26 protein-coding genes, 1 tRNA gene and 3 pseudogenes are annotated in these 24,840 nt (G+C 63.3%); 18 read left to right on the forward strand and 12 right to left on the reverse strand.

The annotated features are described in order from the left end of the window. Nucleotides 1-580: amidohydrolase family protein (locus NKF06_RS11425; protein ID WP_253245446.1), on the forward strand; the 580-nt coding region annotated here is incomplete at its 5' end. A gap of 33 nt (nt 581-613) precedes the next feature. Here the strand turns inward: NKF06_RS11425 and NKF06_RS11430 are convergent. After that, entirely contained in the window at nt 614-1,066 is a 453-nt protein-coding gene (locus tag NKF06_RS11430) for a hypothetical protein (protein WP_253245447.1), read from the reverse strand. 131 nt (nt 1,067-1,197) lie between these two features. Between NKF06_RS11430 and NKF06_RS11435 the strand changes: the two genes are divergently transcribed. Next, the gene (locus NKF06_RS11435; protein WP_253245448.1) at nt 1,198-1,719 is read left to right on the forward strand and encodes a hypothetical protein; all 522 of its coding nucleotides are present in this window, start codon (nt 1,198-1,200) and stop codon (nt 1,717-1,719) included. A 64-nt stretch (nt 1,720-1,783) separates the two neighbouring features. Here the strand turns inward: NKF06_RS11435 and NKF06_RS11440 are convergent, their stop codons facing one another. Further along, complete coding sequence (locus NKF06_RS11440; RefSeq protein ID WP_253245449.1) at nt 1,784-2,602, reverse strand: DUF5806 family protein; 819 nt, start codon at nt 2,600-2,602, stop codon at nt 1,784-1,786. A 120-nt stretch (nt 2,603-2,722) separates the two neighbouring features. Here NKF06_RS11440 and NKF06_RS11445 point away from each other — a divergent pair, with 120 nt between their 5' ends. Then, a complete protein-coding gene (locus NKF06_RS11445) occupies nt 2,723-3,091 on the forward strand; it encodes a universal stress protein (RefSeq protein WP_058825996.1) in 369 nt (122 codons plus the stop codon). Next, complete coding sequence (locus NKF06_RS11450) at nt 3,088-3,642, forward strand: GNAT family N-acetyltransferase (protein WP_253245450.1); 555 nt, start codon at nt 3,088-3,090, stop codon at nt 3,640-3,642. Before NKF06_RS11445 ends, NKF06_RS11450 begins: the two co-directional genes overlap by 4 nt. A 36-nt stretch (nt 3,643-3,678) precedes the next feature. Here the strand turns inward: NKF06_RS11450 and NKF06_RS11455 are convergent, their stop codons facing one another. Then, nucleotides 3,679-4,134, reverse strand: coding sequence for a universal stress protein (locus NKF06_RS11455; protein ID WP_058825998.1), 456 nt, complete (start codon nt 4,132-4,134; stop codon nt 3,679-3,681). Between the two features lie 101 nt (nt 4,135-4,235). On the opposite strand from NKF06_RS11455, the pseudogene NKF06_RS11460 reads away from it, so the two are divergent. Beyond that, nucleotides 4,236-4,691: pseudogene (locus tag NKF06_RS11460) on the forward strand (universal stress protein); the annotation flags it as partial. A 96-nt stretch (nt 4,692-4,787) separates the two neighbouring features. After that, nucleotides 4,788-6,044, forward strand: a complete 1,257-nt coding sequence (locus tag NKF06_RS11465) for a hypothetical protein (RefSeq protein WP_058826000.1) — start codon at nt 4,788-4,790, stop codon at nt 6,042-6,044. 63 nt (nt 6,045-6,107) lie between these two features. Here the strand turns inward: NKF06_RS11465 and NKF06_RS11470 are convergent, their stop codons facing one another. From NKF06_RS11470 to NKF06_RS11480, 3 genes are read right to left on the reverse strand one after another with little or no spacing between them, the layout of a single operon-like run. Continuing rightward, nucleotides 6,108-6,536: a DUF5807 family protein gene (locus tag NKF06_RS11470; protein WP_253245451.1), complete on the reverse strand. Its 429-nt coding sequence runs from the start codon at nt 6,534-6,536 to the stop codon at nt 6,108-6,110. Nucleotides 6,537-6,590: 54 nt separating this feature from the next. Next, nucleotides 6,591-7,028, reverse strand: a complete 438-nt coding sequence (locus tag NKF06_RS11475) for a hypothetical protein (protein ID WP_058826002.1) — start codon at nt 7,026-7,028, stop codon at nt 6,591-6,593. A gap of 24 nt (nt 7,029-7,052) precedes the next feature. Beyond that, entirely contained in the window at nt 7,053-7,454 is a 402-nt protein-coding gene (locus tag NKF06_RS11480; protein WP_058826003.1) for a 30S ribosomal protein S6e, read from the reverse strand. 154 nt (nt 7,455-7,608) lie between these two features. On the opposite strand from NKF06_RS11480, the gene NKF06_RS11485 reads away from it, so the two are divergent. Continuing rightward, the gene (locus NKF06_RS11485; protein ID WP_253245452.1) at nt 7,609-7,911 is read left to right on the forward strand and encodes a rubrerythrin-like domain-containing protein; all 303 of its coding nucleotides are present in this window, start codon (nt 7,609-7,611) and stop codon (nt 7,909-7,911) included. A 3-nt stretch (nt 7,912-7,914) separates the two neighbouring features. On the opposite strand, the gene NKF06_RS11490 is transcribed toward NKF06_RS11485, so the two are convergent. After that, nucleotides 7,915-8,430, reverse strand: coding sequence for a high-potential iron-sulfur protein (locus NKF06_RS11490; RefSeq protein WP_253245453.1), 516 nt, complete (start codon nt 8,428-8,430; stop codon nt 7,915-7,917). Nucleotides 8,431-8,545: 115 nt separating this feature from the next. Next, the gene (locus NKF06_RS11495; protein ID WP_058826006.1) at nt 8,546-9,640 is read right to left on the reverse strand and encodes an aminopeptidase; all 1,095 of its coding nucleotides are present in this window, start codon (nt 9,638-9,640) and stop codon (nt 8,546-8,548) included. Between the two features lie 141 nt (nt 9,641-9,781). Between NKF06_RS11495 and NKF06_RS11500 the strand changes: the two genes are divergently transcribed. From NKF06_RS11500 to NKF06_RS11540, 9 genes and pseudogenes are all read left to right on the forward strand, one after another. Continuing rightward, a complete protein-coding gene (locus NKF06_RS11500; protein WP_253245454.1) occupies nt 9,782-10,654 on the forward strand; it encodes a hypothetical protein in 873 nt (290 codons plus the stop codon). Nucleotides 10,655-10,749: 95 nt separating this feature from the next. Continuing rightward, a pseudogene (gene gnd / locus NKF06_RS11505) lies at nt 10,750-11,648 on the forward strand (phosphogluconate dehydrogenase (NAD(+)-dependent, decarboxylating)). A gap of 165 nt (nt 11,649-11,813) precedes the next feature. Continuing rightward, complete coding sequence (locus tag NKF06_RS11510; RefSeq protein ID WP_049905177.1) at nt 11,814-12,395, forward strand: 2Fe-2S iron-sulfur cluster-binding protein; 582 nt, start codon at nt 11,814-11,816, stop codon at nt 12,393-12,395. A 197-nt stretch (nt 12,396-12,592) separates the two neighbouring features. Beyond that, entirely contained in the window at nt 12,593-14,059 is a 1,467-nt protein-coding gene (locus NKF06_RS11515) for an MATE family efflux transporter (RefSeq protein WP_305728224.1), read from the forward strand. Nucleotides 14,060-14,121: 62 nt separating this feature from the next. Then, a tRNA-Arg gene (locus NKF06_RS11520) sits at nt 14,122-14,194 on the forward strand. A gap of 173 nt (nt 14,195-14,367) precedes the next feature. Continuing rightward, entirely contained in the window at nt 14,368-14,604 is a 237-nt protein-coding gene (locus tag NKF06_RS11525) for a hypothetical protein (RefSeq protein ID WP_253245455.1), read from the forward strand. A gap of 88 nt (nt 14,605-14,692) precedes the next feature. Beyond that, entirely contained in the window at nt 14,693-16,324 is a 1,632-nt protein-coding gene (locus NKF06_RS11530) for a MarR family transcriptional regulator (protein ID WP_253245456.1), read from the forward strand. Between the two features lie 316 nt (nt 16,325-16,640). After that, nucleotides 16,641-17,030: a Fic family protein gene (locus NKF06_RS11535; RefSeq protein ID WP_253245457.1), complete on the forward strand. Its 390-nt coding sequence runs from the start codon at nt 16,641-16,643 to the stop codon at nt 17,028-17,030. A 507-nt stretch (nt 17,031-17,537) separates the two neighbouring features. Then, a complete protein-coding gene (locus NKF06_RS11540; RefSeq protein ID WP_253245458.1) occupies nt 17,538-17,801 on the forward strand; it encodes a hypothetical protein in 264 nt (87 codons plus the stop codon). An 8-nt stretch (nt 17,802-17,809) separates the two neighbouring features. Here the strand turns inward: NKF06_RS11540 and NKF06_RS11545 are convergent, their stop codons facing one another. Then, nucleotides 17,810-18,880 (reverse strand): hypothetical protein, encoded by a 1,071-nt coding sequence (locus NKF06_RS11545; protein ID WP_253245459.1) that lies wholly within the window; start codon nt 18,878-18,880, stop codon nt 17,810-17,812. A gap of 1,289 nt (nt 18,881-20,169) precedes the next feature. Continuing rightward, nucleotides 20,170-20,403 carry a winged-helix domain-containing protein gene (locus tag NKF06_RS11550; RefSeq protein ID WP_253245463.1) on the reverse strand — a complete coding sequence of 78 codons (234 nt, stop codon included), beginning with the start codon at nt 20,401-20,403 and terminating at the stop codon, nt 20,170-20,172. Between the two features lie 445 nt (nt 20,404-20,848). On the opposite strand from NKF06_RS11550, the gene NKF06_RS11555 reads away from it, so the two are divergent. Together NKF06_RS11555 and NKF06_RS11560 are read left to right on the forward strand one after the other, a co-directional pair. Further along, on the forward strand, nt 20,849-21,097 hold the full coding sequence (locus tag NKF06_RS11555) for a hypothetical protein (protein WP_006601067.1): 249 nt from the start codon (nt 20,849-20,851) through the stop codon (nt 21,095-21,097). Continuing rightward, nucleotides 21,094-21,441, forward strand: a complete 348-nt coding sequence (locus NKF06_RS11560) for a hypothetical protein (RefSeq protein ID WP_253245460.1) — start codon at nt 21,094-21,096, stop codon at nt 21,439-21,441. Before NKF06_RS11555 ends, NKF06_RS11560 begins: the two co-directional genes overlap by 4 nt. Before the next feature lie 575 nt (nt 21,442-22,016). Here NKF06_RS11560 and katG read toward each other — a convergent pair. Both katG and NKF06_RS11570 read right to left on the reverse strand, forming a co-directional pair. Beyond that, nucleotides 22,017-24,173 carry a catalase/peroxidase HPI gene (gene katG, locus NKF06_RS11565; protein ID WP_253245461.1) on the reverse strand — a complete coding sequence of 719 codons (2,157 nt, stop codon included), beginning with the start codon at nt 24,171-24,173 and terminating at the stop codon, nt 22,017-22,019. A gap of 315 nt (nt 24,174-24,488) precedes the next feature. Continuing rightward, a pseudogene (locus tag NKF06_RS11570) lies at nt 24,489-24,840 on the reverse strand (aspartate/glutamate racemase family protein); the annotation flags it as partial.

Below are 24,840 nucleotides of genomic sequence, written 5' to 3' on the forward strand. Positions count from 1 at the left end.
CGACGCCGCCCGCGACGGCGGTGCGACCTGCGAGGCGACGCCGCACCACCTGTTTCTGTCCCGCGACGACCTCGCCGAGTTGGGCACCTACGGCCGGATGAACCCGCCGCTCCGGTCCGAGGCGCGCCGCGAGGCCATGTTCGAGCGCCTCGCCGACGGCCGCATCGACATGGTCGCCACGGACCACGCGCCGCACACGCGCGAGGAGAAAGAACAGTCGCTTCTCGACGCCCCGAGCGGCGTCCCCGGCGTCGAGACGATGGTACCGCTGCTTCTGGGCGCGGTCGTCGAGGGCGACCTCACCACCGAACGCGTCCGCGACGTGGTCGCAGCGAACCCCGCCGAGGTGTTCGACCTGCCGCGCAAGGGCCGCATCGAGGCGGGCGCTGACGCCGACCTCGCGCTGTACGACCTCGACGCCGCCCGCGAGATTCGCGGCGCGGACCTCCACTCGAAGTGCGGCTGGACCCCGTTCGAGGGCCACACGGGCGTCTTCCCCGAGTGGACGATGCTCCGCGGCGAGTTCGTCTGGGATGGCGACGGCTTCGGCGAAGTCGCCGGCGAGAACGTCCGCGACTAACCGGAGGCGGGAACCGACCGAGGGCCGGCCCGCTCAGAACCGCGCGGCCGCGACCTGCGCGCCCTTCCAGCCGACGCCGACGAGCACCGCGAGCGGCGCCGTCAGGACGACGAGCGAGACGGCCGACCCGGCGAGGCCGCCGAGTCCGCCGAGTGCGGACGATGCGACGACAGTTGCGAGGAACCCGCCCACGGCGAGGGCCGGCGAAACCAGCGCGTAGGCGAACAGCCAGCGCTGGTTGCGAGTGAACTCGACGCCGTAGCCCGGCCCGGGAGGGATGAGCAAGCCGCCAGCGAGGAGGACGAAGCCGGCGACCCCGAACACGAGGAGGAAAAAGCCCGCGAGCCCGTGGGCGAAGCCGTCGCTACCGGGCGGCGGCGGGGGCATCGTGACGGCGGTCCGCCAGACGAACGCGAGGAGCGCGACCCCGGCACCGGCGACGGGAAGCTGAAACGACCCGAGGACCGCGCGGAGTGACCAGCGCATCGGGCCGACTGTCGGCGGGGAGACAGATAGCAGTTCCGTCGTCACCGGGTGTCGGGGCCCCGATTGGGGACCGGACGAACTCGATGCAAGCGAATCCTTTTCCCGTCCGACACCCCGAGGGAGTGACACGCATGACCGACGAGCAGACGCCGCCCCGAGGTCGCGGCCCAAACGCGGACGAACCGCACGCACTCACGGGACTGCTGTCGTTCTGGGAGACGGTCGTGGAGGACGCCGAGGCGACCGCGGCCGAGTACGAAGACGAGGGCTGGGAGACGCTCGTGCTCCACCCCGGCGACGTGACGGTGTTACCGCCGGCGAACCTGCCCGAAGCGACGGAGCGCGTCGGGTTCGACGTGCTCGTCCCCGGAAGCGAGTTCGAGTCGCTGTCGTCGTGGGTCGAGTCGGCCGAATTCGACCGCTACGACGTGTACCGCGCCCGCGAGGACGACACCGTGTTCGCCGTCTCTGTCGTGCAAGACGCCGCGGCGTCGAAGGCCGTCGTCGTCCCGCTGTACTACGGGCTGGACACGGTGGACGCGATGGTGACGCGAGCGCGAGAACAGGGCGAACTCCGCCTCTACGTCCGACCGGTCGAGGCGGACCGACGCGTCGAGTTAGTTCAGTCGGACCCAGAGCCGCTTTTCCCCTGACTTCGAGTCGACGGGGAGTCGGTTCGGGGCCAGTTCGAGGCCGGTTCGAACCGGCCGCGGGACCTCACTCCTCGTCCGACAACTCTTCTTGTCGCAGTTCCGTGCTCGCCTCGCGGACCTCGCGCATGACGCTCGAAATGCGCTCTTCGGCTTCCAGTTCCTCTTCGACCGAGAGGTCCACGCCCTCGACTTCGAGCAGGAACTTGGCGATTTCCGTCACCTCGTACATCATCTCGTCGAGTTCCTCGGCGGTGAAAAAGCCGGACATCGCGCCGTAGAGGAACGTCGCGCCCGACTTCCGGACCTTGTCGCGGAACGCGGAACGTGCCTGATTGACCGCCTGCGGGGTGTAGGTGTCGGTCATGAAGGGGACGAGTTCGGGGAGGTTGTTCCCGATTTTCGTCATCTCGACGCCGGTCTCGGTCCGGAAGTCGGCGCAGAGTCGCGCGATGGCCCACTCGCGGGCCGTCACGTAGGTCCGCTGGCGGAGGAAGTCGTTGACGCGGTCGTACTGCGCGCCGTCGACCTTCTTGAACCGGGCGTACTTCTGTACGTCCTCGGGAACGGCGCCTTCGGCGGTTTCAGAACCTTCAGCGTCCGAATCTGCTCCGGCGGTGGCGGCCCCGGAATCGTCTGAGTCGGTCTCTGAGTCGGTCGCGTCCTCGTCGACCGTATCGCGTTCGGCTGCGTCGGCGGTCGCCGCGTCAGTCGGGTCCTCGTCCATCGGTTCCGCGCCTGCCGTCTCCGCAGTTTCGGCCGACGCGTCTGCCATCTCCACGTCTGCCGCCGCTTCGTCCGCCTCCGCTCGCGCGTCCGCGCCGGGGCGAGCCGTCTCCTCGGCGTCGCTCGCGCCCGTCTCGAACTCGTCGGACTCGTCTGTCATACCGCGGGCTACCGCGGCACGGCCGAAAAGGGTTCCGCGACGTGCGGTCCCCTGCCGGCGGGGGTGTCGCCCCCCGATTCCGGGCAAGGGTTTTCTATCACGACCGCGAGATTGGGAATCATGAAGGTACTGCTCGGAATCGGTGGCAGCGACGATTCCATCCGAGCGCTCGAAAAGACGGTCGAACGGACGGCCAACGTGGGCGACGACCTCACGGTCGCCATCGTCGACAACCCGGCCGGCGAGCGCTCGCGCGAGGACATCGAAACGCGGGTGACGGAACTACTCGACGAGCGCGGCGTTGACGCGCCCGTCCGCCTGCTCGATGGCGACCCGGGGAGCGCCCTCGTGGACCTCGCCGAGAACGAGGGGTTCGACCAACTGGTGCTCGGCGGCGGGGAGACGAGCCCGATGGGGAAGATACAGATCGGTAGCATCGCGGAGTTCGTCCTCTTGAACTCCCACGTGACCGTCACTCTAGTACGATGAGCGACCGAACGTTCTCCGACGCCGTCGCCGACCCCTACGACGCGCCGCCGCTGTCGTTCACCGACAGGGAAGACCGCACCATCGAGATGCGCGCGTACGACGGCTCCGACGAGGAGATGGAGGCGCTCGTCGAGATGTACGACGCGTTCGACCCCTCAGACCGCGCGCAGGGAATCCCGCCGGGGCGTGAGGACCGCATCCGCGACTGGCTGGAGAACATCCTCGACGAGGACTGCCTGAACGTCATCGCGTGGGACGGCGACGAGGTGGCCGGTCACGCGACGCTCGTCCCCGACGGCGACGCCTACGAACTCGCCATCTTCGTCCACCAGACCTACCAGCGCGCCGGTATCGGCACGCGGCTCATCAAGGCGCTGCTCGGCTACGGCCGGGTGTCCGGCGTCGAGAAGGTGTGGCTCACGGTCGAGCGCTGGAACCGCGCGGCGGTCGGCCTCTACCAGACCGTCGGCTTCGAGACGAGCGACGCCGAGAGCTTCGAGCTGGAGATGACCATCCGGCTCGCCGAACCTCCGGACGAAGAGGGCGGTTGAAAGCAACGGCGAGTCACGGCGACAACGACCTGCGGTTCAGACCGAGAGAACGGGCTGGCTGGCGTACAGAAGGACGTACTCGGCGGCCTTGGCGAGCACTTCGCCGGGGTCGCCCGAGACAGGTTCTCGGGGCACGACGATGAAGTCCGCGTTCAGCTCTTCTGCGGTGTCGAGGACGACGCTTCCGGGGTGGCGGAGTTTGCTCGTCCGCGAGAAGCCGTAGGCCACCGAGGTGGTGACGGGAACGTCGGCGTTTTCGGCGAGGGTCGAGACCGTGTCGGTGACGGCCTTGCTGTCCTCGGCGACGGCGTCCTCGTCGACGACGCCCTGCTCTATGGCACGGACGACGTCCTCGCCGAGGACGTGGACGGCGTGGACCGCGGCGTCGTACTCGGCCGCGACGGCGGCGGCGTACTCCGCCGCGCGCGTCGCCTCCTCGCTTTGGTCGACCGGCACGAGGACGAGGTCGATAGAGAGCGGGCGCGATGACATGCTTCCACCTGCGTCGGGCGACGACAAAAAACTCACCCCACGGTCCCGACGGCCGGCCGCCCCAGACTGGTTTTATGCCGCCCCACTGTGAACCCGTAGGCATGTTCGACACCATCGTCATCGCCACCGACGGCTCGGCGAGCGTCCGCCGGGCGGTCAGCGTCGCCGTCGACCTCGCAGAGCGGTTCGACGCGTCGGTCCACGCGCTGTACGTCGTCGACGCCGGCGACGTGGAGACCGCGCCGGAGCGACTCCGCGACGAGATGCGCGACGCGCTCACCGAGCGCGGCGAGGAGGCGCTCGCCGAGGTCGAAGCCGCGACCGACCGCGAGGTGACCGTCGCGGTGCGAGAGGGCCGCCCCGCCGCCGAGATTTCGAACTACGCCCGCGAGGTGGACGCCGACGCCGTCGCCATGGGCACTCGCGGCCGCCACGGCGAGAACCGCTTTCTCATCGGGAGCGTCGCCGAGCGCGTCGTCCGGACCTGCCCGGTGCCGGTGTTGACGGTCCGCCAGTTGGAAGACGGGACGACGGACTCCCTGCTGAGCGACGAGGCGCCTGAGCGGTCGGCCGGCAGGGAGCGGCGACCGGTCGATAGCTGGCGAGCCGACCGAATCGGGAGGAGTTTTCCCCGTCGCGCCCGAGTTCGGCGTATGGAAGACGAGCTCATCGACAGTTCTCAGCTCTCGCTCCCCCGCAAGTCCGTGCTCCCCGGCGCCGGATTCTTCTACCCCGACTCGTTCGACGAGGAACGCGCCGAAGAGCGCGCCAAGGAGAAACTCGAAGACGCGTCGGTGGCGGTCGTCACCGACACCGACGCCGACGGCCTCGGCTGTGTCGCCCTCCTCCGGGAGGCGTACGACGCCGCTCTCGACGTGGCCGACTTCGAAGCACGCATCGAGGAGAAACTCAGCGACGACGAGGACAACGAGGAGGAAGACGAACCCGACCTCGCCGAGGAAGACGAGGAAGAGCGCCCGAAGTCGCCGGTCGCGCTGATGGGGTCGAGTCCGTACTCGCTGGAAGACGATCTCCAGCGCGTGGCCGACTACGCCCCCGAGGGCGTCGAGGTGTACGTCTGCGACCTCTGTCCGGACAAGTTCGAGTACGTCGAAGAGGAACTCGCCGCGCTCGTCGAGACAGCGGGCGAGATTCACTGGTACGACCACCACCAGTGGAAGCCGGAGGTCGCCGAGGCGGTCCGCGAGGCCGGCGTCGACCTCGTCGTCGGCGAGTCCGACGAGGAGTGTTCGACCGACGTGACGCTCCGCGAACTCGACTACGAGTTCGACGAGCGGTTTTCGGAACTCGCGGCCGTCACCCGCGACCACGACCTCTGGCTGAACGAAGACGAGCGGAGCCAGGACCTCGCGGACTACGCCTACTGGACCTCGAAAGAGGAGTACGTCGCCGTCGTCGGCGCGTACGGCGCGGACCTCCCGCCGGTCGTCGAGGAGTACATCGCCCACCGCCGCGTCGAAAAGGAGAACCTCATCCAGGCCGCCGTCGACCGCGCCGACCTGAAGACCGTCGGCGACTGGACGGTCGGCGTCACCTACGGCCGATGTTCGCAAAACGAGGTCGCCGACGCCCTCCGCGAGTCGGGGGCGGACGCGGCGGTCGTCGTCAAGCCCGCCGGGAGCGCCAGCATCCGCGGCTCCGACGACTTCGAGCGCTGTCACGAGGTCGCCGACCTCGTCAACGGCGGCGGCCACCCGAAGGCCGCCGGCTGTAAGCCCGACATCTACGACGACATGCTCGACTACGCCCACCACTGGACGACGCAGGGCGCGACGACGAAGCGCGTCATCCTCCGCGCGTTCGAGCAGGTCGCCGACGCGGTCGCGGAAGCGGAAGCAGAAACCGACGACGAGGCGGACGACGACGAAGGCGTCGAGACCGAACGCTAACGGCGAACGCGACTCCGAAACCGACTCCGAAGCGGAAAACTAGCGTCGAAAAACTGGGGCCGATTACGCGTCGTCGACGACCCAGCGGTCGGAGTACGTCGTGCCGCAGGTACACTTAGCGTAGGCGTGGACCACGTCGCCCTCCTCGTAGATGCCGCCGACCTCCTCGTTTTGCGCCTCGGCGAACGAGAAGATGAACTTCACCTCGTGGTTCTCGTCTTCGGCCGCGTCGGGGCAGGTGCCGCCGCTCAGGTCGTCGTCGATGTCGCCGTCGTTGCCCATAGCGGTCTGGGCGAACTCCATGGCGTCCATGCCCGTGCCGGCCGCAAAGGCGCGGCGGCCGTCGTCGCCGGGGACGACGAGCACGTAGCCGTTTTCGACTTCGACGCCCATGTTCGGGAGTTTGCCCTGGCTGTCGAGGTACTCGTGGGTGAGATAGAGCGCCACGTCGTCGAGGCGCTCGCCTGCGAGGTACTCCGTTACCTTGCTCATACCCCGCCTAGAGCGGTCGGTGCGTAAAAGCGGCGTGTCTCGGAGTGCGACCGGTCACTCGTCGGACAGGCCGAACTTCTCGGCGATGCTCGAAAGCGAGTCGTTCGGGCGCTCGGTGACGCGGTACACCTGTCGGACCCCGGGAACCCGGAGGCCGTACTGGTAGCCGTCGTCCAGTTCGTCGAGTTCGACGGCGTCGCCGTCAGCCCGGTCGTGTTCTCGGCACCACTCGACGAGCCGATTCTCGCCGTTGTTCGGGGTGCGTGCGAGACGCTTGTTGTCGTACGCGCCGCGAATCACGAGCCCCGAGGCGTCGGCCGAGAGGCGGGCGTGATAGGCGGTGCCGCCGAGGTGGAGCCGAACGAAATCGCCGTCTTCGGCGGTCACGCCGTCGGGGACGCGCAAACAGGGGCGACGGGTCCCGCCGCTCCGGGCGATGTTCGCGCGGAACGTCTGGACCGACGGATGGTCGGAGGGCAGTTGCTCTGGCACGGGAAAGAGAGGAGTGAGACGGCGTTATTCGTCCGCTTCTTCGTCGTCGCCCTCGCCGAAGGCGGCGGCGACGTCGCCCTCACCGGAGACGACCTTCGCGTTGATCTGGACGGTCTCGCCGGAGACCTCGCGGCCGCGGACGGTGACGCGCTTGCGCTCGCCGTCGCGGGACGGCTTGTAGCCGATGCCGTCTTCGGCGAGGATTTCCTTGAGCGCGCCGCCGGGCACGTCGGGGTGCATCGGTCGGCCGGCCTTGTCCGAACCGCCCGTCAGTTCGAGCGTGAAGCCGTCGAGACCGACGGCCGCGCCGTCGACCTCGTCACCGAGGTCGCGGCCGAGGAATCGGTTTGCGTCCTGTCCTTCGACGTCGACTTGGTAGGTCGCACCGGTGTCGGGGTCGGCGACGACGACCATGAATTCTGCCATGCGCGGATGAAAACGGTCGCGGATAAAAAGTACGTCGAAAGCGCGTCTCGGGACCGTACCCGGCGAATCGGGGCGAAACGGCCGAATTCGGCGGCGTCAGGGGGAACGACATGTACTGGTAAGAGTTAACATCTGACACAACATATATCGCCTCATGAGCAACGATATCACCACTCGTGAGCCTGCAGACCTCGTCAAAGCCAAATCCAGGGCGCTGGTCGGTCCCGAGCCGACAGACCTCATCGAACGGCGCCCGTCGGAGCTGGTCGAACGACGGACCGACGCGCTCGTCGAACGACGGACGGAGACGTTAGTCGAGGCGGAGCCGACGACGCTCGTCGAGCGCTCGTGGTACGAGTGTACCGCGTGCGGTCACCGGTCGGGACACGGCGTCTACGAGCGGGTCTGCCCGCGGTGCGGCGGGTCGCTGAAGAACATCGGCGTGGCCCAAGAGTGAGCCTCAGACGGCGTACGCAGTCTCATCTCCGTCTCCGCCCCCTTCTTCTGCTTCTGCTTCCTCGATAGACTCCCAGAGCGAACACCAGTCTTCGGGGTCGACGTAACCCTCGACCTTTGCACAGGCACCGAAGCCGTCGCCGTTCTTGTCGGGGATGTACTCGGCGCAGTTGCCGCAGTCTCGTCCGGCCTCGGTGAGGCCCGCCTCGACGGCGTCGTCCGCCTCCTGGAACTTGACCGCCTCCTTCGTGAACAGGTCGTCGGGGTCCCGCCGCTCGTTCGCCTGCGAGAGGGCGGTCCGGTACGCCTCCGGAACCGGGCCGTGTTCGAACTCCTCCTCGGAGACGCCTTCAGGACGCTCCTCGCCGTGGTCGTCGTCTATCGCTTCGGTCGTCGTTGTCGGCTCCGTCTCGGTCTCCTGTTGGCCGCCACCGCCGCCGAGACAGCCAGCGATTCCCACAACTGCACCACTCCCCGCCAGTTCGAGGAACCGCCGCCTCGTTCGGACGAATCGTGCCATAGCCGAAGACTACGTCCTCAGGCGGTTTCAGTAGGCGCAGCGTTATCACGAGCCATGGTATCTTAACCGTCACAACCCAGCAGACGGTGAGTTCAGAAAACGGCCCTGAGACGGCTTAGAACCCGTCTTCCCACCGGAACGTTCCGTTCCGCTGGACGACTTCCCCGTCGACTTCGATGCGCGAATCCTCGCTCATGTCGGTTATCATGTCTACGTGGACCGCGGACTGGTTGCCGTCTTCGCCCTCGGGGAGGCACGCGCCGTACGCCCGCCCGACCGCGAGGTGGATGGTGTCGCCCATCTTCTCGTCGAAGAGGATGCTGTCGGTAAAGCGGTCGATGCCGCGGTTCATGCCGATGCCGAGTTCGCCGAGGCGGCGCGCGCCCTCGTCGGTGTCGAGGATGCCGGCGAGCGCGTCCTCGCCCGTGCCCGCGGAGAAGTCGACCACTTCGCCGTCCTCGAACGTCAAGTGGACGTTCTCGACGCGTTGGCCCTCCAGCGTCATCGGCACGTCGAAGAACACCTCGCCCTCGACGGCGTCCTCGACGGGCGCGGTGAACACCTCGCCCGACGGGAGGTTGTGGGAGTCGTAGGCGACGGAGGCCGCGGAGTTGACCGCGGTTCGGCCCTCGATGGACATCGTGAGGTCGGTGTCCGCCTTGACGATGCGGACCTCCGACCCCGCGTCGAGCACGTCTTTCATGTTCGCCATCTCCTCGGCGAGTTCCGACCAGTCGCGGAGAATCGCGTCGTAGACGAAGTCCGCGTACTCCTCGAAGGACATGCCCGCCTGTTGGGCCGACGCGCGGGTGGGGTGGACCGTCGAGACCCAGTCGGTGTCCATGCGCGCCTCTTTGACCTCGCTCGTGGCGCGGCCGTAGGCCTGTCGCGTCTCGGTCGGCACGTCGGCGGTCGCCGCCGTGTTGCGGGTGCCGCCGAGGAAGAGCACCGAGTCGGCGGCCTCGTAGAGGGCGAGTTCGTGTTCGGGAAGCTCGAAGTCGCCGTCGTGCGCGCGGAGGTACGCCCGCTGGACCTCCTCGGAGGCGTACGTCGTGACGACGTTCGCGCCGCGCTCGCCGAGGGCGTCGGCGACGGCGACCGCGAGGTCGTGAGCCCCCTCGCCGACGGAGACAACCACGTCGTCGCCGGCCTCGATTCGCGCGCTCCAGTCGACGAGCACCGCGGCGTGCTCGTGGATGCGTTCGTCCATACGCGACCCTCGCGCGGGGCGGTAAAAACGTCGGCGTCTGCGGGCGTGAGGCCATCCACCGCGACCCCGACGCAAGCGATTTTCGGCGGACGGGCCGAGCGTTACAGAACGCTTATCGCCCGATATCTACCATCCACCGCCGTGACTTCCATCGCACTCGCCACCTCCGAGGACCTCCCGGGGCTCGTCGACGACGACGCCTCGTTTCTCGCTGCGCTCCGGGAGCGTGACGTGGCGGCGGAGCCGGTCGTCTGGTCCGACGAGTCGGTCGACTGGGGCGAGTTCGACGCCGTGGTCGTCCGGTCGATTTGGGACTACTACCGGCATCCGAAGGCCTACGCCGCGTGGGTCAACCGCCTCTCCGACGCCGACTGCGCGGTGTGGAACCCGCCGGCGACGCTCGACTGGAACAGCCACAAGTTCTACCTGCGGGACCTCGCCGACGCCGGCGTCTCGACGCTGCCGACCGAGTACGTCGAACGCGGCGGCGACGTGTCCCTCGAAGCCGTCTTTGAGACGCGGGGCTGGGACGAGCTCGTCGTCAAACCCGCCGTGAGCGCGGGCGCGTTCGAGACGAGACAGCTGAGTCGCGCGGAGGCCGTCGACGCCCAGTCGTGGGTGGACGACCTCGTGGCGGAGAAAGACGTGCTGGTTCAGGAGTTCGCGCCGGACATCGAAGACGGCGAGTGGTCGCTCGTCTTCTTCGGCGACGAGTTCAGCCACGCGGTGGTCAAGCTCCCCGAACCCGGCGACTACCGCGTCCAAGAGAAACACGGCGGGAGCGTCCACGTCGAGGAGCCGAGCGAGACGCTGCTCGACAACGCCCGGCGCGTCGTCGACGCCGTCTCGGCCCACCTCAGCGGCGACCCGCCGCTGTACGCCCGCGTCGACGGTGTGGAGCGCGGCGACGACTTCCTCCTCCTCGAAGTCGAGCTTATCGAGCCCGAACTGTTCTTCCGGACCGACGCCGCCGCCGGCGACCGATTGGCCGAGGCGCTGTTGGCGCGGCTCTGAGCGGTCGGTACCGACGGCGGAACGGTCAGTCTCGACGGCGACCGCGCACGCGCCAAACCACAACCACTACCACCCCCCGCGGACGATGCCGACGCATGCAATTAGGCGTCATCGGCCTCGGCCGGATGGGACGCATCGTAGTCGACCGAGTGCTCGATGCCGGGCACGAGGTCGTGGCCTTCGACCTCTCGGCGGAAGCCGTCGCGGCGGCCGCCGACGCGGGTGCCGAACCCGCGGACAGCGTCGCCGACCTCGTCGACCGACTCGGCGACGACAAGCGAATATGGCTCATGGTCCCCGCGGGCGACGCGGTGGACGCGACCCTCGACGACCTCGACCCGCACCTTGACGGGGACGACGTGGTCGTCGACGGCGGCAACTCCCACTTCGAGGAGTCCGTGCGGCGCGCCGAGGCGTGCTCGGCGGCCTACCTCGACTGCGGCACCTCCGGCGCCCCGCTGGTGCCGAACTCGGCTTCTCGCTCATGGTCGGCGGCCCGCAGTGGGCCTACGACGAGCTGTCCCCCGTCTTCGACGCCGTGGCGACCGGCCCCGCCGGCCACGGCCACATGGGCGAGTCCGGCTCCGGCCACTACGTGAAGATGGTCCACAACGGCGTCGAGTACGCGCTGATGCAGGCGTACGGCGAGGGCTTCGAACTGCTCGCCGAGGGCCGCTACGACCTCGACCTCGAATCGGTGGCTCAGACGTGGAACAACGGCGCGGTCATCCGCTCGTGGCTCCTCGAACTCTGCGAGGAGGCGTTCCGCGAGGAGGGAAGCGACCTCGGCGACGTGGACGACTACGTTGCGGGCGGCTCGACGGGCACGTGGACGGTCCAGGAGGCGCTCGAACAGGAAGTCCCGGTCCCGCTCATCTACCAGTCGCTCGCCGAGCGGTTCGGCTCCCGCGCCGACGACCGCTTCTCCCGCCGCCTCGCCAACCGGCTCCGGTACGGCTTCGGCCGTCACGAGGTCGCGCGGAAGGACGACTGAGACGGTCGTCCCCGGCGAACTGCCCCGGCGCGACCGCGACAGGCGCCTCGCGCCCACGATATTGTGGGAACCCGCGTGAGACCCTCATCTCGGCGGTGAAATCGACCGCCCGCGGGTGCCGCCACAATCACAATTTCCTTAACCCCTCCCTCCATATCCGCCGGTATGGCAGTCATCAGTCTGGTGGGTGTCGGGGCCGGATTGGTCCTGGTACTCCTCGCCGTCGCCCTGCACTATTCGAAGGGCACCGGCTGGGAGCCGACCGCCGACATCACACAGGAAGTCCTCGAACGCCGCGCGGCGACCGTCGCAGAGACCGACTTCCCCGAGCCGATGAACCGTTCCATCGGCGGGGGCGGCGGCGTCGCCGCGGTCGCGGGCGGCGAAGAGGGCGCCGAGCTCGAAGGCGAGGAGGCCGAAGAAGAGCCGAGCCCCGCCGACATGCCCGAAGACGAAGTCGAATACTTCGAAGTCGAGTTCGTCAAGCAGGGCGAGACCATCGAACTGGCGAGCAACGAGACCGTGCTCGACCAGGGTGAAGACGCCGGGATGGACCTCCCGTACGCGTGCCGACAGGGTTCCTGTGTCTCCTGTGCTGCGAAGATTACCAACGGCCCGGCCGAGGAGTACATCACGCACCACACGCAGGAGACCCTCTCCGACGAGGAGATGGACAACGGCTACACGCTGACCTGCGTCGCCTACCCGAAGGCCGACTTCGCCATCGAGACCGGCGAAGCGCCGTAACGCGACGACCGCAACCACCCACCGTTTCTCTCGACGCCATTCGTTCGTGAGCCGTCGTCGCCGCTTCTGCGAATAGCTTCCGCGTCGTCGGGCGCGGTCGCTTACGCGGGAATCGCTCCCGCCCGCCGCCGACGGTCTCCCCGGGCGACGACGCCTATCGACGCTTTCAAACGCTCTCCGCGTGTCTCACCTGTTCAGTGTCCCTCCCCGAAGGAGGTTCCCTCACCGAAGGCGACCTCAAACGGCCGATGTTCGAACTGGCGTGGCCCATTATCGTCACCGAACTCCTTCAAGTGGCGTACAACCTCGCCGACACCGTCTGGCTCGGTCGGCTCTCGACCGACGCCGTCGCCGCCATCAGCCTCGCGTTTCCCCTCATCTTCCTGCTCATCTCTGTCGGCGGCGGCTTCACCGTCGCCGGGAGCACGCTCGTCGCCCAGTACACCGGCGCGAAAAGCGAGGGCTCGGCCGGGACCGTCGCCGGACAGACGCTCACGTTCATCACCGTCATCGCCGTCGTCGTCGGTGTCATCGGCTTTTTCGCCACCGACGCGATGCTCGGCGTCCTCCCGAGTTCGGAGGCGACCGCCGGGCAGGTCATCCCCCTCGCCGGCGACTACATGCGCGTGTTCTTCCTCGGCCTGCCGTTCCTGTTCGGTTTTTTCGTCTTCTCCGCGCTCATGCGCGGCTACGGCAACACCCGCGCCCCGATGGTCGTGATGTTCATCAGCGTCGTCATCAACATCGTCATCGACCCCGTGTTCATCTTCGGCTTCGACGCCAACCCGCTGTTTTCGATGCTCGGATTAGAGGGCCTTCAGGCGAGCCTCTTCACCGCCACGGGCTTCGATGGCTTCAAAGTCGCCGGCGCGGCGTACGCGACGGTCCTCTCGCGCGCCGTCGCCACCATCATCGGCATCTACGTCATCTTCGGGACGAGCGCCGGCCCCGACGTACAGCTCGGCGACTTCCGCCCGCAGTTCGAGTACATCAAGAAAATCGTCGATATCGGCGTCCCGAGCGCCATCGAGCAGTCCGCCACCGCCCTCGGCTTCATCACCCTCACCGCGATGGTCGTCACGTTCAAGCCCGAAGTCGTCGCCGCGTTCGGTCTCGGTAACCGCCTCACGTCGCTGGTGTTCCTCCCGGCGCTCGGTCTCGGACGGGCGACGAACACTATCGTCGGCCAGAACCTCGGTGCGCAGAAACCCGACCGCGCCGAGAGCGCCGTCTGGCTCGCCGCCAAGGTCGGCGCGAGCGTCATGCTCGTCACCGGCGTCCTCGCCTACGTCTTCGCCGAACCCATCGTCGCGTTCTTCCTCCAGACCGGGACAGCCTCGGCCGCACAGACCATCGACCTCGGCGTCGAGTACATCCGCATCCGAGCGTTCGAGTTCGGCTTCATCGGCGTCCTGCAGGTCGTCCTCGGCGCGTACCGCGGCGCAGGGAACACGAAGACTGCCCTCGGGTTCTCGCTGTTCGCGCTCTGGCTGGGCCGCGTGCCCATCGTCTACCTGCTTTCGTTCCAGTTCGGGTTCGCCGAGACGGGCATCTGGCTCGGAATGGCCGTCGGGCAGATTCTCGGCGCGATTGCGGCCACGGCGTGGTTCACCCGCGGGACGTGGAAACACAGCGTCGTCGACGCCGACGCGACCGGAACGTAATCGGCCGCCGGCGCGGGTTCCACAACGGTTTTACGTCGGTGCCGTGTAGCTCTGCCCGCTGAGGGCCCGTAGCTCAGTGGACAGAGTGCTTGGTTCCGGACCAAGATGTCGCGGGTTCAAATCCCGTCGGGTCCGTCCAAATTTTTGGCGTTTTCTATATGTAGAAAACGTCTGTCTTACGACTTCTACCGGCCGGTCTCATCGCGAGTATATATACTCGCGAGCAGGGGCCGAAAAAGAGTCCACCACGAAACGGAACGCGGGTCGCCGCTGTCTTGCGGTCGGGTCGGGCCAACGGGGTGGTCGGCATGATGCTGCTCAACTCGGAAAGCCGAAAGAGCAGCTGTCTCAACTGCGGGTCACACGTCACCCGCGACTTCCGCCGCGTCTACGGTGATCGCGAGGACCGCGCGCACCGCTGTCACGAGTGCGATACGCTGGTTCGTCTACAGCGCGGTTCCGCGGGCGGTCTCGACGTTCCGATTCCGGACCCGTGGGACGGTGCCCCCGGTCGGCACGGCGGTAACCCGGAGCGGTGGCAATGACGGTCCGCTGTCCGTCCTGCAGCCGCGACAGCGACTGCATCTTCCGCTGTGAGTACTGCGGCCGCGATCTCGCGGAGGAGGACCGGCGGTGAGTTCCGTCGCAAGCGCGCCTCACGAGACGCGCGGTGACCTCCTCTACGGCGAGTACGGATCATCGCCGTACTGGGCGGTTCGCCAGCTGTACAACCACATCGACGGCGGTGTCTCGAAAGTCGAAGTGGAGGTTCCACGCCTCGAGGGGGACGGAACCGAGACGTGGGAAGTCTCGATGGGGTTCCACCAGTCAGGTCTGTCTCCGCGCGAGGCAGACACGGTAAACTCGCTTCTCGAATACGACATCAACGCCTACGGCGAGGGTGAGCGGAAGCTCCCCGTCTGTGTGCAGCCGCGACTCGCGTGGTCCGACGAGAACCGTCCTGACAGCGTCCCTGCGGCGCTCGGGCCTGCCACGAACGTAAAACTGCAGAACGTGGTCAATCTCGAGTTAGACGAGATTCCGCACGTCTTCAAATGGGTGATGCGCCGCGTGTGCGAGAAAGTCGGCTTCGACTGGTCGCGCAAGTACTTCGCCGAAGAGCCGCACAAGTTCTCGACGATAACTCAGCACGAGCGGTATCTGAGAATCGACCGTGATCAGGCGAAGAAGCTGGTCAGGCGCGACGGCGTCTTCATGCGGTTGTTCATGCTCTCGGCCGATATCGAGGGTTCGCACGTCGTCTACGATTCGAACAACGAGGACGTGGTCGGCTACAACCACCAGCTCCGGCTCGATCGGTCGGCGATTACTGATCTCTTCCCGAACAGCCAGCACCGTCCTCGAGGGCTTCAACTGAAGCACTACCACCCGCAGTACGTCCGAGAGAGTTCGGATGATGACCCGCTGTACCACCCGAAGCTCGGGGCGCTGTACAAGAAGAATCTGAACCGCGACCAGGCGGTCGCGTGGGACGAACGGCACGATCTGGTTGGCGATCTAGAAGAGAAATTACTGAACGTTCTGTCGTGGGCGGACATCCCGACTCGACCCGGCATGTGGTTCATCGCTGACGACCATTTCGAAGCGGTCGCGTCCAACCGGACGGTTGCGCTGTGGGACGACCCGACGCCGCAGATCGAAGCGTCCCAAGAGTCGGTCATCATGCGCACGCTCTCGCGTCTCTCAGACACGGATCGGGACGTGCTCAAGCACTTGGCGCTCACCGACGGCGGAACGAGAGTCGGTGAACTCGAGGACGGAACCGGCTGGTCTTCCACGACGATTTACCGCGTTCTCCAGCGGCTCTCGGGACTCCTCGAGAACGACGGCGGTGTCGTGAAATGGGTCTCCTCGAAGATTGCGCAGGAAGTGCGCGAGCTGGTGAGCATCGCTGACGACGTGGTAGACTCAATCGCTGGTCGAATCGAGAACGTGCTGAACGTCGATCCACGCGACCTCGAGCGGTCCGGCCGGGCGCTGCAGAACTGGCTGAACCGCTACGGCGCGGAGGTTGTCGCCGGAATGGACGACCGTGACGACCGCGTGCGGATTCGTATCCGGACGGTGCTCACTCAGTCGAAGAATTCCACGGCGACCGGCGAGTACCTTCCCGACGTGCTCGAGGAGGGATACAGCGCGTGGTGTGACGCTGGGCTCGACTCGCGGCGGTTCCTCAACGCGATTGTGACCTATGACCGGGCGTACGGTCCGGTGCAGAACACGGTCGCTCGGAAGCACCTGTAGCCGGTGGCCGTCTGAGTGGCAACACTCTCGGTCGGTTCCTTCTTTTATATACTACTCTCTGATTTTGGGCTGAACCCTGTTTTCGGGTGGAGTCTCGATTCCCCGTGAGCGGCCGTGCTCGAGGAGATCGAGCGGGTGCTCTCCCGCTGGATGGGAAAGCCCCCTTAGGGAGTGTGACTAACGTCACAACTTAGAAAAAATAACCCTCCGCCTCCGCAGTTCCACCTGATGCACGCGAAAGGGGTCTCGAAATGTCGTGCCTATTCGGGCGACGCGTAGCGCCCCATTTATGTTCAATTGCTGTAGACTCGGAGTAGTGAGCGACGAACTCCCCACCGCCAAAGAGATCTTAGCGACTCACGAGCTTGTGGAAGAGCATTGGGATCTCAAGTATCGTGGGACGCGCGTCGCTGCCCCGAGGTTGAAATTCAAACGACTACTCAGAAGGGTCTCGGAGTCTGAGCCGGTATACCCCCGCGCCGCTGCACTTCTGCGCGAAATCGCAACGGAGCACTACTTCGAAGACGGAAACAAGCGGACTGCATGGCTGACGATACGCGACTACTTGGACCGCCACGGGGAGAAGCCAGCAGACACAGGAGAGACTGCGGTACAGGTGATGAAGCGAATTCGCCGTTTCGACACCGAAGAACTCGCTATCTGGCTGGAATCAGGAAATCTCGATCACGATAAACTCGAGCCGTGAACCACGGAAAGACTCAAGCCGATCTACTTCATTGATTTATTCAATCAATGAGTCTCTCTCACCCCGACGAGGAATCCGACGACCACGAAGAGCGGATTGCTCGGTTCATCGAAGAGGACTTCGAGCTGCTCGACGCGCTTCACGAGTAACTCCCGAACGAATTTCCTCACCTGTTTTGACGGCAGTAGAAGACTGAGCGACATCTGTTTCCAGAACCAGTCGCGTCTTTCAGAGTGACCTTTGACCCACGTCGATCTCGCAACACCTCGAGCAACCAGACACCCGAAATCGAGTCCTCACCGGGGACCGACCACCACCGGAACCCCGCCAAATCGAACCATACTGTAAGTAATTATACGCCGCCACGGGGGTGTGTGGTGGTGGCCGTTGCTCGAAGTGTACGTGGGCTAGTAATTTTACGGTCTACACCAACCACGGCCTGTATTCGCGATTGGTGACTTAGGAGATAGAACTAAGTAGGGTTGGGTGGCCGGTGAGGTGTCAGCAATGGTATTCCGAAAGCTCCGAAACCACGACGGCACCCCGCTTGTTGCACTCGACCGTGACGATCTCGTCCTCGACGGCGTCATCGCTGCAGACGAGGACGACCGCGAAGAGAAAACCATGCACGTCCAGCGACTCGGGGAAGAGGTGTACGTCGTTCGGCCGGTGCCCGAAGAGGGACCAATCACACCGCTGGTGGAGACTGAGCTGGTGCAAGGGCTCGTTGGACAAGAGATACAACGAGCTAGAACTCACAGCACTAACTAAGCAATATTTCAGTTGTACGCCCTTTCGTAGATACCAACCCGATGATCTGAAAGATTGTATGATTCGGGCATCATGCCAAGTTCACAGCTATGGCTGTATTCTTCGTGCATTTTTTTCAGTTCATCCAAACCAAATGCAGTGATTACTGCTACCTCAGCTGTAGCGAGCCCCGTGTATGTTAACAGGCGCAGCGCATCGTCTATTGCTTGCTTATAGCCTTGACCATAGAGACGACTGAATATGCCACCATGCCAGTAATTTGCCCAATGCCTCAGTTCCTTCAACAGATCAAATAACGAATAGACATGATTTCTATTGAAATCGGGGATACTGTCAGCAGTATCGAGTATATATTCTAAATTGTGTTCTGCATACCCGGACTGGGTTTGCTGTTGCTGTTCAAATTTTTCTTCAGGCATTGGATACGGGACTGTCCACTGGTAGATTTTGTTTTCACTCCAGTCAGTCTGGTGGGGAAAATTGAGAAACGGGAACGGATACAGTTTAGTTCCAAATCTATCAAGAAGTTGCTTCTGGTTTAATGTCCATAGTTCGGTGTGGTTTTTTGGTAATTTGTTGAATTTTATTCTTAAAATTGCACTAATAGATTTGTAGATGGCGTAGTAGCAGATAGCTATTCTCCACTCAGTAGTTCTCATTCGGTCGTCTTCACTACCATCTACAGGGTCGTTCAATGCAAACTCGTCCCGCCATGCATTTGAGATATTTCTATACACTTCCATCTTGTGAGTGTCTATATTATCCCCTTCTCGTTCGTTCAAAAAGCGAGATATCTCACCGCCGTGTTTTTTCGATTGAGAAATTATGTGATGAAGGATATGCTCTTGCAGGGTTGATATTTTATCACCCCAAACGCTACCTCCACTGTCAACCCTAGTAAGGTCAATCCCCCACTCACTCCTATGTCCTCCCTTCAAACCATCTAGAAACTTATTGCCCTCTGCCCAATCATCCCGATCAAACTCGTACGCCACACGGTAACCGCTATTGATGGAACGCATGATATCGCCGACTGGCATTGCCTGGTCGATGAATCGGCTGTGGTCATCATACAACATACACTATTAGTGGCTAGTTGCTGCAATGTCTTATAATCAGAGTGTCAGTTGGTAATTGAAAATATTGAGGCCATAGATAGAGCGTCTTGTCAGTTCATACCCCGGGGTCAGACGTGAATGTATTCAGTAGCCTCGATGTATGCACCACCACAAGCATCCAGACGGGCAACGGTGCATAGATTCGGAGCGGTTCAGCCAAGCAATCGGAGTGGTCATAGTCGTAATCACCCTGCGTTTAAGAAGAGGCACCGGTCACTCACTCAAAAAGCACGCAAAACAACCCCCCCCCGTGCATACTTTTCTAATAAATAGGGCCTACTTCAGTCGAGGAACCCATTCACTTACACTTGAAACGTTAGTTAGTAACCTGACCAATAGGACATAGATTGCTCCAAAGATGATTCCACCCACAATAGAAACCTGAACTACTCCGAAGTTCCGGAAAGCAATATAAATTGGATTGTCGATAAGAGGCCCGAAAGTCACCCACCAACGGATGGCATTGACCGCAATCAGCAAGATCGACGGTATGACAACGGCCAAGAGAATGAAACCGAACGGGAGTACTCTGACTAATTCGGAATTTGTTCTATCTGGCTGGGAAAAATCATACTTCGGCCCGTCAGTAGGCTGTTCAAAAAGGAACTTTTCGACATATAGCGTGGCTACAAATGATATTCCAAAAATCGCCAGATAGGTGAGTTGGAAATTCAGTCTCCCAAGATCCATAGCGGAGAGGGTTTTTCCACATCAAAATATACAACACGCTAAAATCAGTGAGAACACTCCGGCCGTAGACAGAAAGTGGCCAGCATCGATCATCTGAGATTGCCGAAAGAGCAACTGAGAATTCTTGGAAAGATATAGACGATATTCTGTATTGTATTCGTCAACTTGTAAGTCGATATCCTCAGTGCCGAATGATTGGTTTCCCAGTAAGGGAACTGGATTAGGTGTGTTGAGTACTTTCCAAAATTTCCCGAGGGCAAAGGCGAAAAGGAATGCTGAGACTATCAAAAACATCGTTCCAATGAGGACGTTTGATTGACCACTAAATCCGAGTCCTGAATTCCAGAATGAGTCTATCAGGTCGACGATTTGCTGATTACCTATTAGTAGAGAAACGAAAGAAGAGAGTGCACTCAAACCGGTAGTCACACCGAGACCAACGATAAATCGGAGAGCAATCTTCTCATTGTGATGGTATTGCTCGAGCTGTCTGTTCAGAATCTCGCTCTTATTATCCTCGTAGAAGATCTTTGTTCTGTTGTCTGGACCCATAATTCAACTCACTCGGCTTTAGTTGCGTCAAACTCTCCCGATAAATACTCCTCACCGAGTTCAGAGATCTCGTATCTACCCCGGCGAACCTTAATTACCAAGCCGTGTTCAGAAAGGTCACCTAACCTCCTACTGACTTCTGCCCTACTCTTCTCAATATTCTCCGCGATGATGGTTGGTGATAGAATCAGCTCAGATGAACTCAGGATTTCCAATATTCGTTCATCGATAGGCAACTGCATCCAGTCTCCCGGTTTTCTCCTCTCACTAACCACTTTATTTTGCTTAACCAACCAATCCACTTATGATATTCCACTCACGAAGTTATGGTACTAACCACACTACTTCGTGAGGTGGGTTTATCACACACTGCTTCGTGAGCCAATATAACGGAAGCACCTTCGCGAACCTATCGTTCTCCGATAGGTTCCGCAGAAGCGGACCTCGCTGCTGGAACAGCAGGTCCGCGCGGGCTTCCGTGCACATACCACGAAAGCCATGTTGGACTCACTTCCGCGGGGTATTGAACCCCGCGCACGAGCGCACGCACAGTCGCCGAAGAACCGTTTAGTTTCACTCGCAGAAACGACCGATTTCGGGGGTACGTCCGGCCAATTCGTTCACTTTCACTTTCAGCCTGCGTACGAGCAAGCGTATTATTACAAAGCGGGTGGCCGCCCAATTGTGATGACGACTACGCAGGTCATTTGCGATGAGAACCGGACGGACCGCTGGCAGTTCACGTGTCCTCGAGGACACCGTACGTGGGAAGCGGCGCAGAACCACTTCTGGTGCCAGCGGTGCGCGTCCACCAAGGACGTTGACGGCCGGTTCCATCAACTCCGGGATAAGGTGAGCGGCGAGCGACTTTCTCGCGAGGAAGTCGTACTCCAGAGTAACTGCGACGACGACCTCGAGCTGGAGGCCGACGCATGAGCGACAATCTGCAACCACTCTCCCCCGAGGAGGGCGTGGAGATGTACCTCGATCTCCGCGAGGGCGACGTGTCCGAAACGACGCTCATGAACCACGGCTACCGGCTGAACCCGTTCCTCGGTTTCTGCGAGGAAGTAGATAGAAGAATGACCGAAACACAGCCCCAAACCCATACGGCGCTCGTCGAGTCGATACTATCCACTATCGGGCCAGCAGACTTCAACGAATGGCGGTCGTCAAGACCGGCGTTTGTAAACCGTCTATTTAAGCAGCTGAACAAGTGTTGCTGTGCGAGTCTCCATTGTCTACTACTAGTGATGAGATTTGACAACGAGTCATTCTAGCCGAGAGGTCAAATACCGACGTTCGGATTTCGAACGAACCGAATCCAAAATGCGATCTACTGACCACGTTGAAAATGAACGGTACATCCCCTCAAACCCCTGAAATGTAGGCCCCGTCCGTCCACTGCACGAAAGCCCGCCGGGTCCGTTCGCTTCGCTTATTCCCCCGACGGAGTCACGTTCGCTGACGCTTACGTGACTCCCGTCAGGGCCGTACAGTTTTGGAACGCTTTAGAGCGATGCGCTGGCGAGCCAAGCCGAGTCCAGAGTGGCGACGATTTCGGAGATTCGAGAGTAACTCGACGAACTCAGGGGACAGACCGGCGGCCTGCAAGAACAGCTCGAAACGTTCGACTGCGAGGTTCCGTCCGGCGGCTGAGGCGGGTCGCGCCGGGTGGCGTCCGGTCGAGTCGAGTCGAAGCCGCCCGAAAACTCGATTTTGTGGTCACTCGGGGAGCGAATAAGAGACCGCGAGCGAAAAAGTCAGCCCGCGGGCGGTGACCGCGACCGCAGACGCCGCGGCGGGAACCGACTTCGCGCGCCTCAACCGCGACCGAACGCGGCGGGCTGCGCGGTTATTCGAGGTCGAAGCGGTCGTGGCTCATGATCTTGTGCCACGTCTCGATGAAGTCCTCGACGAACTCCTCTTCGCCGTCGTCGCCGCCGTACACTTCCGCGATGGCGCGCAGGCGGGAGTTCGAGCCGAAGATGAGGTCGAAGCGAGTGGCCTCCCACTCGACGTCTCCCGTCTCGCGGTCGCGCACTTCGTACAGGTACTGATCGTCCGAGACCGGCTCCCACTCGTAGTCCATGTCGAGCAGGTTCACGAAGAAGTCGTTCGTGAGCGTCTCGGGCTCGTCGGTGAGGACGCCGAGGTCGGAGTCCTGGTAGTTCGCGCCCAGCGCGCGCATGCCGCCGACGAGGACGGTCATCTCGTGCGCGGAGAGGTCGAGCAGGTCCGCCTTGTCGACGAGCAGGTCTTCGGGGCGCTCGTCGACGCCGTCCGCGACGTAGTTCCGGAAGCCGTCGGCGTCCGGCTTGAGCATCTCGAACGACTCGACGTCGGTCTGTTCCTGCGACGCGTCGGTCCGGCCGGGCTCGAACGGAACCTCGACGTCGTAGCCGGCGTCGGCCGCCGCCTGTTCGATGGCTGCAGCGCCGCCCAGCACGATGAGGTCCGCGAGCGAGACGCGGGTGTCGTCGGACTGCGCGCCGTTGAACGTCTCCTGAATCTCTTCGAGGGTGCCGAGCACGTCAGCGAGCTGGTCGGGCTCGTTGACTTCCCAGCTACGCTGGGGTTCGAGACGGATGCGCGCGCCGTTCGCACCGCCGCGCTTGTCGCTGTCGCGGTACGTGGACGCAGAGGCCCACGCAGTCTTGACGAGCTGGGAGACAGAGAGGTTCGAGTCGAGAAGCTCGGTTTTGAGTTCCTCGACGTCCTCGTCGTCGATGAGGTCGTAGTCGGCGTCCGGGATGGGGTCCTGCCACAGCATCGCTTCGTCCGGGACCTCGGGACCGTGGAGCCGGGACGGCGGGCCCATGTCGCGGTGCAGGAGTTTGTACCACGCCTTGGCGAACGACTCCTGGAACTCCGCGGGGTCCTCGCGGAACTCCTCGAGCACCGCGCGGAAGTCGGGGTCCTTCTTCAGCGCGATGTCGGTGGTGAGCATCATCGGGTCGACGAACTGGTCGGGGAGGTGCGCGTCCGGAGCCGCGTCCGGAATCTTGTCCGCGGGCGACTCGTCGGCCGGCCGCCACTGCCACGCGCCGCCGGGGCCCTTGTGGGCCTCCCACTCGTAGTCGAGCAGGTTAGCGACGTAGCCCATGTCCCACTGGGTCGGCGCGCTGGTCCACGGACCCTCGATACCGCTGGTGATGGTGTCGGGGCCCTTTCCGGAGCCGTGGTTGTTCTTCCAGCCGAGGCCCTGTTCCTCGACCGGAGCCGCTTCGGGCTCGGCTTCGAGGTTGTCGCCGGAGTCCGCGCCGTGGACCTTCCCGAAGGTGTGGCCGCCGGCGATGAGCGCGACGGTCTCCTTGTCGTTCATCGCCATGCCGCTGAACGTCTGGCGGATGTTCTTCGCGGAGCCTTCGAGGTCAGGTTCACCGTTGGGCCCCTCGGGGTTGACGTAGATGAGGCCCATGACGGTGTTGCCGAGCGGTTCTTTGAGGTTACCCTCCTCGTCGAAGCGGTCGGGGGAGGTCGTCTCCCACTCCTCTTCGGGACCCCAACTGGGGGCCTTGTCGCCGACGTAGTCGTCGGCGCGGCCGCCCGCGAAGCCGAACGTCTCGAAGCCCATCGATTCGAGGGCCACGTTGCCGGCGAGGACGATGAGGTCGCCCCACGAGAGCTGGTTCCCGTACTTCTTTTTGACGGGCCAGAGGAGTCGGCGCGCCTTGTCGAGGTTCACGTTGTCCGGCCAACTGCTGATCGGAGGGAGACGCTGGTGTCCGCCGGAGGCACCGCCGCGGCCGTCGTGCGCGCGATACGTCCCGGCGCTGTGCCACGCCATTCGGATGAAGAGGGGACCGTAGTGGCCGTAGTCCGCTGGCCACCAGTCCTGCGAGTCGGTCATCAGCTCTTCGAGGTCGGCTTTTACCTGCTCGTAGTCGAGCTTCTGGAACTCCTCGGTGTAGTCGAACTCCTCGCCCATCGGGTCGGTCTGTTGTGCGTTCTGGTCGAGGATTTCGAGCTTCAACTGGTTCGGCCACCAGTCATGGTCGGAGCCATTCATACGCCAACGGTTACCGCTTTTGGGTGATAAAATTGACTGATTTTGAATTAAGTCTTGGTTATAGCCAAAGCAATCTTTTTACTTTATGAATAATTCTCAGTGGAGGGCTCTTGACGAGTATGTGTTTCCCCTATCTTATTGTCTTTTTGACCGGTTGTGGGTTGTCGGTGGAGTTACCTATCGAATATTGTTGTTCTGCTGACTGGTTGAGGATCGCTGGTCCTCGCGCAACCGGCGCACGAAAATAGTCGCCCGCGCGTGTGACCCCGAGCGCGGCGCGAGCGGCGCGGAATGCCATCGGGGTGGTCCGGCAACCTACTGCCGTAGTGGACGCGGCGGCGAGACCGCGGTCGTCGCCACCGCGCCCATCGCCACGACAGGGTCGACGATGGGTATCGGAACGTCGGCCCGCACGTCGGGTATCGCGCCCGACGAGGAGATGCCGGTACAGCTCGGCGCGACGACGTCACAGCCGGCGTCGACGAGGCGGTCGACCGCGGCGCGAATCGCCGCTCGCCCGTCGTCGGTCGTGAGGAAGTTCGTCGTCGCCGCGCCCTCCACGACTTCCTCGGCCGCGAGTCGGTCGCCGAGCAGGTGTCGGATGCTCGACCCGGCCCCGTTTTTCGAGGCCGAGCGTCCCGACGCGCTCGCCGCGGGCGGACGCGAC

It is taken from the genome of Haloferax sp. AB510 (assembly GCF_024136985.1).
Classification (GTDB): Archaea; Halobacteriota; Halobacteria; order Halobacteriales; family Haloferacaceae; genus Haloferax.

What these genes read in the sequence shown, in the direction of transcription:
- NKF06_RS11465 (WP_058826000.1), top strand. Translation starts at nt 4,788, where the DNA reads ATGGAAGACGAGCTCATCGACAGTTCTCAGCTCTCGCTCCCCCGCAAG.
- NKF06_RS11440 (WP_253245449.1), bottom strand. Translation starts at nt 2,602, where the DNA reads ATGACAGACGAGTCCGACGAGTTCGAGACGGGCGCGAGCGACGCCGAG.
- NKF06_RS11435 (WP_253245448.1), top strand. Translation starts at nt 1,198, where the DNA reads ATGACCGACGAGCAGACGCCGCCCCGAGGTCGCGGCCCAAACGCGGAC.
- NKF06_RS11485 (WP_253245452.1), top strand. Translation starts at nt 7,609, where the DNA reads ATGAGCAACGATATCACCACTCGTGAGCCTGCAGACCTCGTCAAAGCC.
- NKF06_RS11495 (WP_058826006.1), bottom strand. Translation starts at nt 9,640, where the DNA reads ATGGACGAACGCATCCACGAGCACGCCGCGGTGCTCGTCGACTGGAGC.
- NKF06_RS11545 (WP_253245459.1), bottom strand. Translation starts at nt 18,880, where the DNA reads ATGTTGTATGATGACCACAGCCGATTCATCGACCAGGCAATGCCAGTC.
- NKF06_RS11525 (WP_253245455.1), top strand. Translation starts at nt 14,368, where the DNA reads ATGATGCTGCTCAACTCGGAAAGCCGAAAGAGCAGCTGTCTCAACTGC.
- NKF06_RS11450 (WP_253245450.1), top strand. Translation starts at nt 3,088, where the DNA reads ATGAGCGACCGAACGTTCTCCGACGCCGTCGCCGACCCCTACGACGCG.
- NKF06_RS11455 (WP_058825998.1), bottom strand. Translation starts at nt 4,134, where the DNA reads ATGTCATCGCGCCCGCTCTCTATCGACCTCGTCCTCGTGCCGGTCGAC.
- NKF06_RS11480 (WP_058826003.1), bottom strand. Translation starts at nt 7,454, where the DNA reads ATGGCAGAATTCATGGTCGTCGTCGCCGACCCCGACACCGGTGCGACC.
- NKF06_RS11550 (WP_253245463.1), bottom strand. Translation starts at nt 20,403, where the DNA reads ATGCAGTTGCCTATCGATGAACGAATATTGGAAATCCTGAGTTCATCT.
- NKF06_RS11540 (WP_253245458.1), top strand. Translation starts at nt 17,538, where the DNA reads ATGGTATTCCGAAAGCTCCGAAACCACGACGGCACCCCGCTTGTTGCA.
- NKF06_RS11560 (WP_253245460.1), top strand. Translation starts at nt 21,094, where the DNA reads ATGAGCGACAATCTGCAACCACTCTCCCCCGAGGAGGGCGTGGAGATG.
- NKF06_RS11470 (WP_253245451.1), bottom strand. Translation starts at nt 6,536, where the DNA reads ATGAGCAAGGTAACGGAGTACCTCGCAGGCGAGCGCCTCGACGACGTG.
- katG (WP_253245461.1), bottom strand. Translation starts at nt 24,173, where the DNA reads ATGAATGGCTCCGACCATGACTGGTGGCCGAACCAGTTGAAGCTCGAA.
- NKF06_RS11555 (WP_006601067.1), top strand. Translation starts at nt 20,849, where the DNA reads ATGACGACTACGCAGGTCATTTGCGATGAGAACCGGACGGACCGCTGG.
- NKF06_RS11445 (WP_058825996.1), top strand. Translation starts at nt 2,723, where the DNA reads ATGAAGGTACTGCTCGGAATCGGTGGCAGCGACGATTCCATCCGAGCG.
- NKF06_RS11490 (WP_253245453.1), bottom strand. Translation starts at nt 8,430, where the DNA reads ATGGCACGATTCGTCCGAACGAGGCGGCGGTTCCTCGAACTGGCGGGG.
- NKF06_RS11430 (WP_253245447.1), bottom strand. Translation starts at nt 1,066, where the DNA reads ATGCGCTGGTCACTCCGCGCGGTCCTCGGGTCGTTTCAGCTTCCCGTC.
- NKF06_RS11510 (WP_049905177.1), top strand. Translation starts at nt 11,814, where the DNA reads ATGGCAGTCATCAGTCTGGTGGGTGTCGGGGCCGGATTGGTCCTGGTA.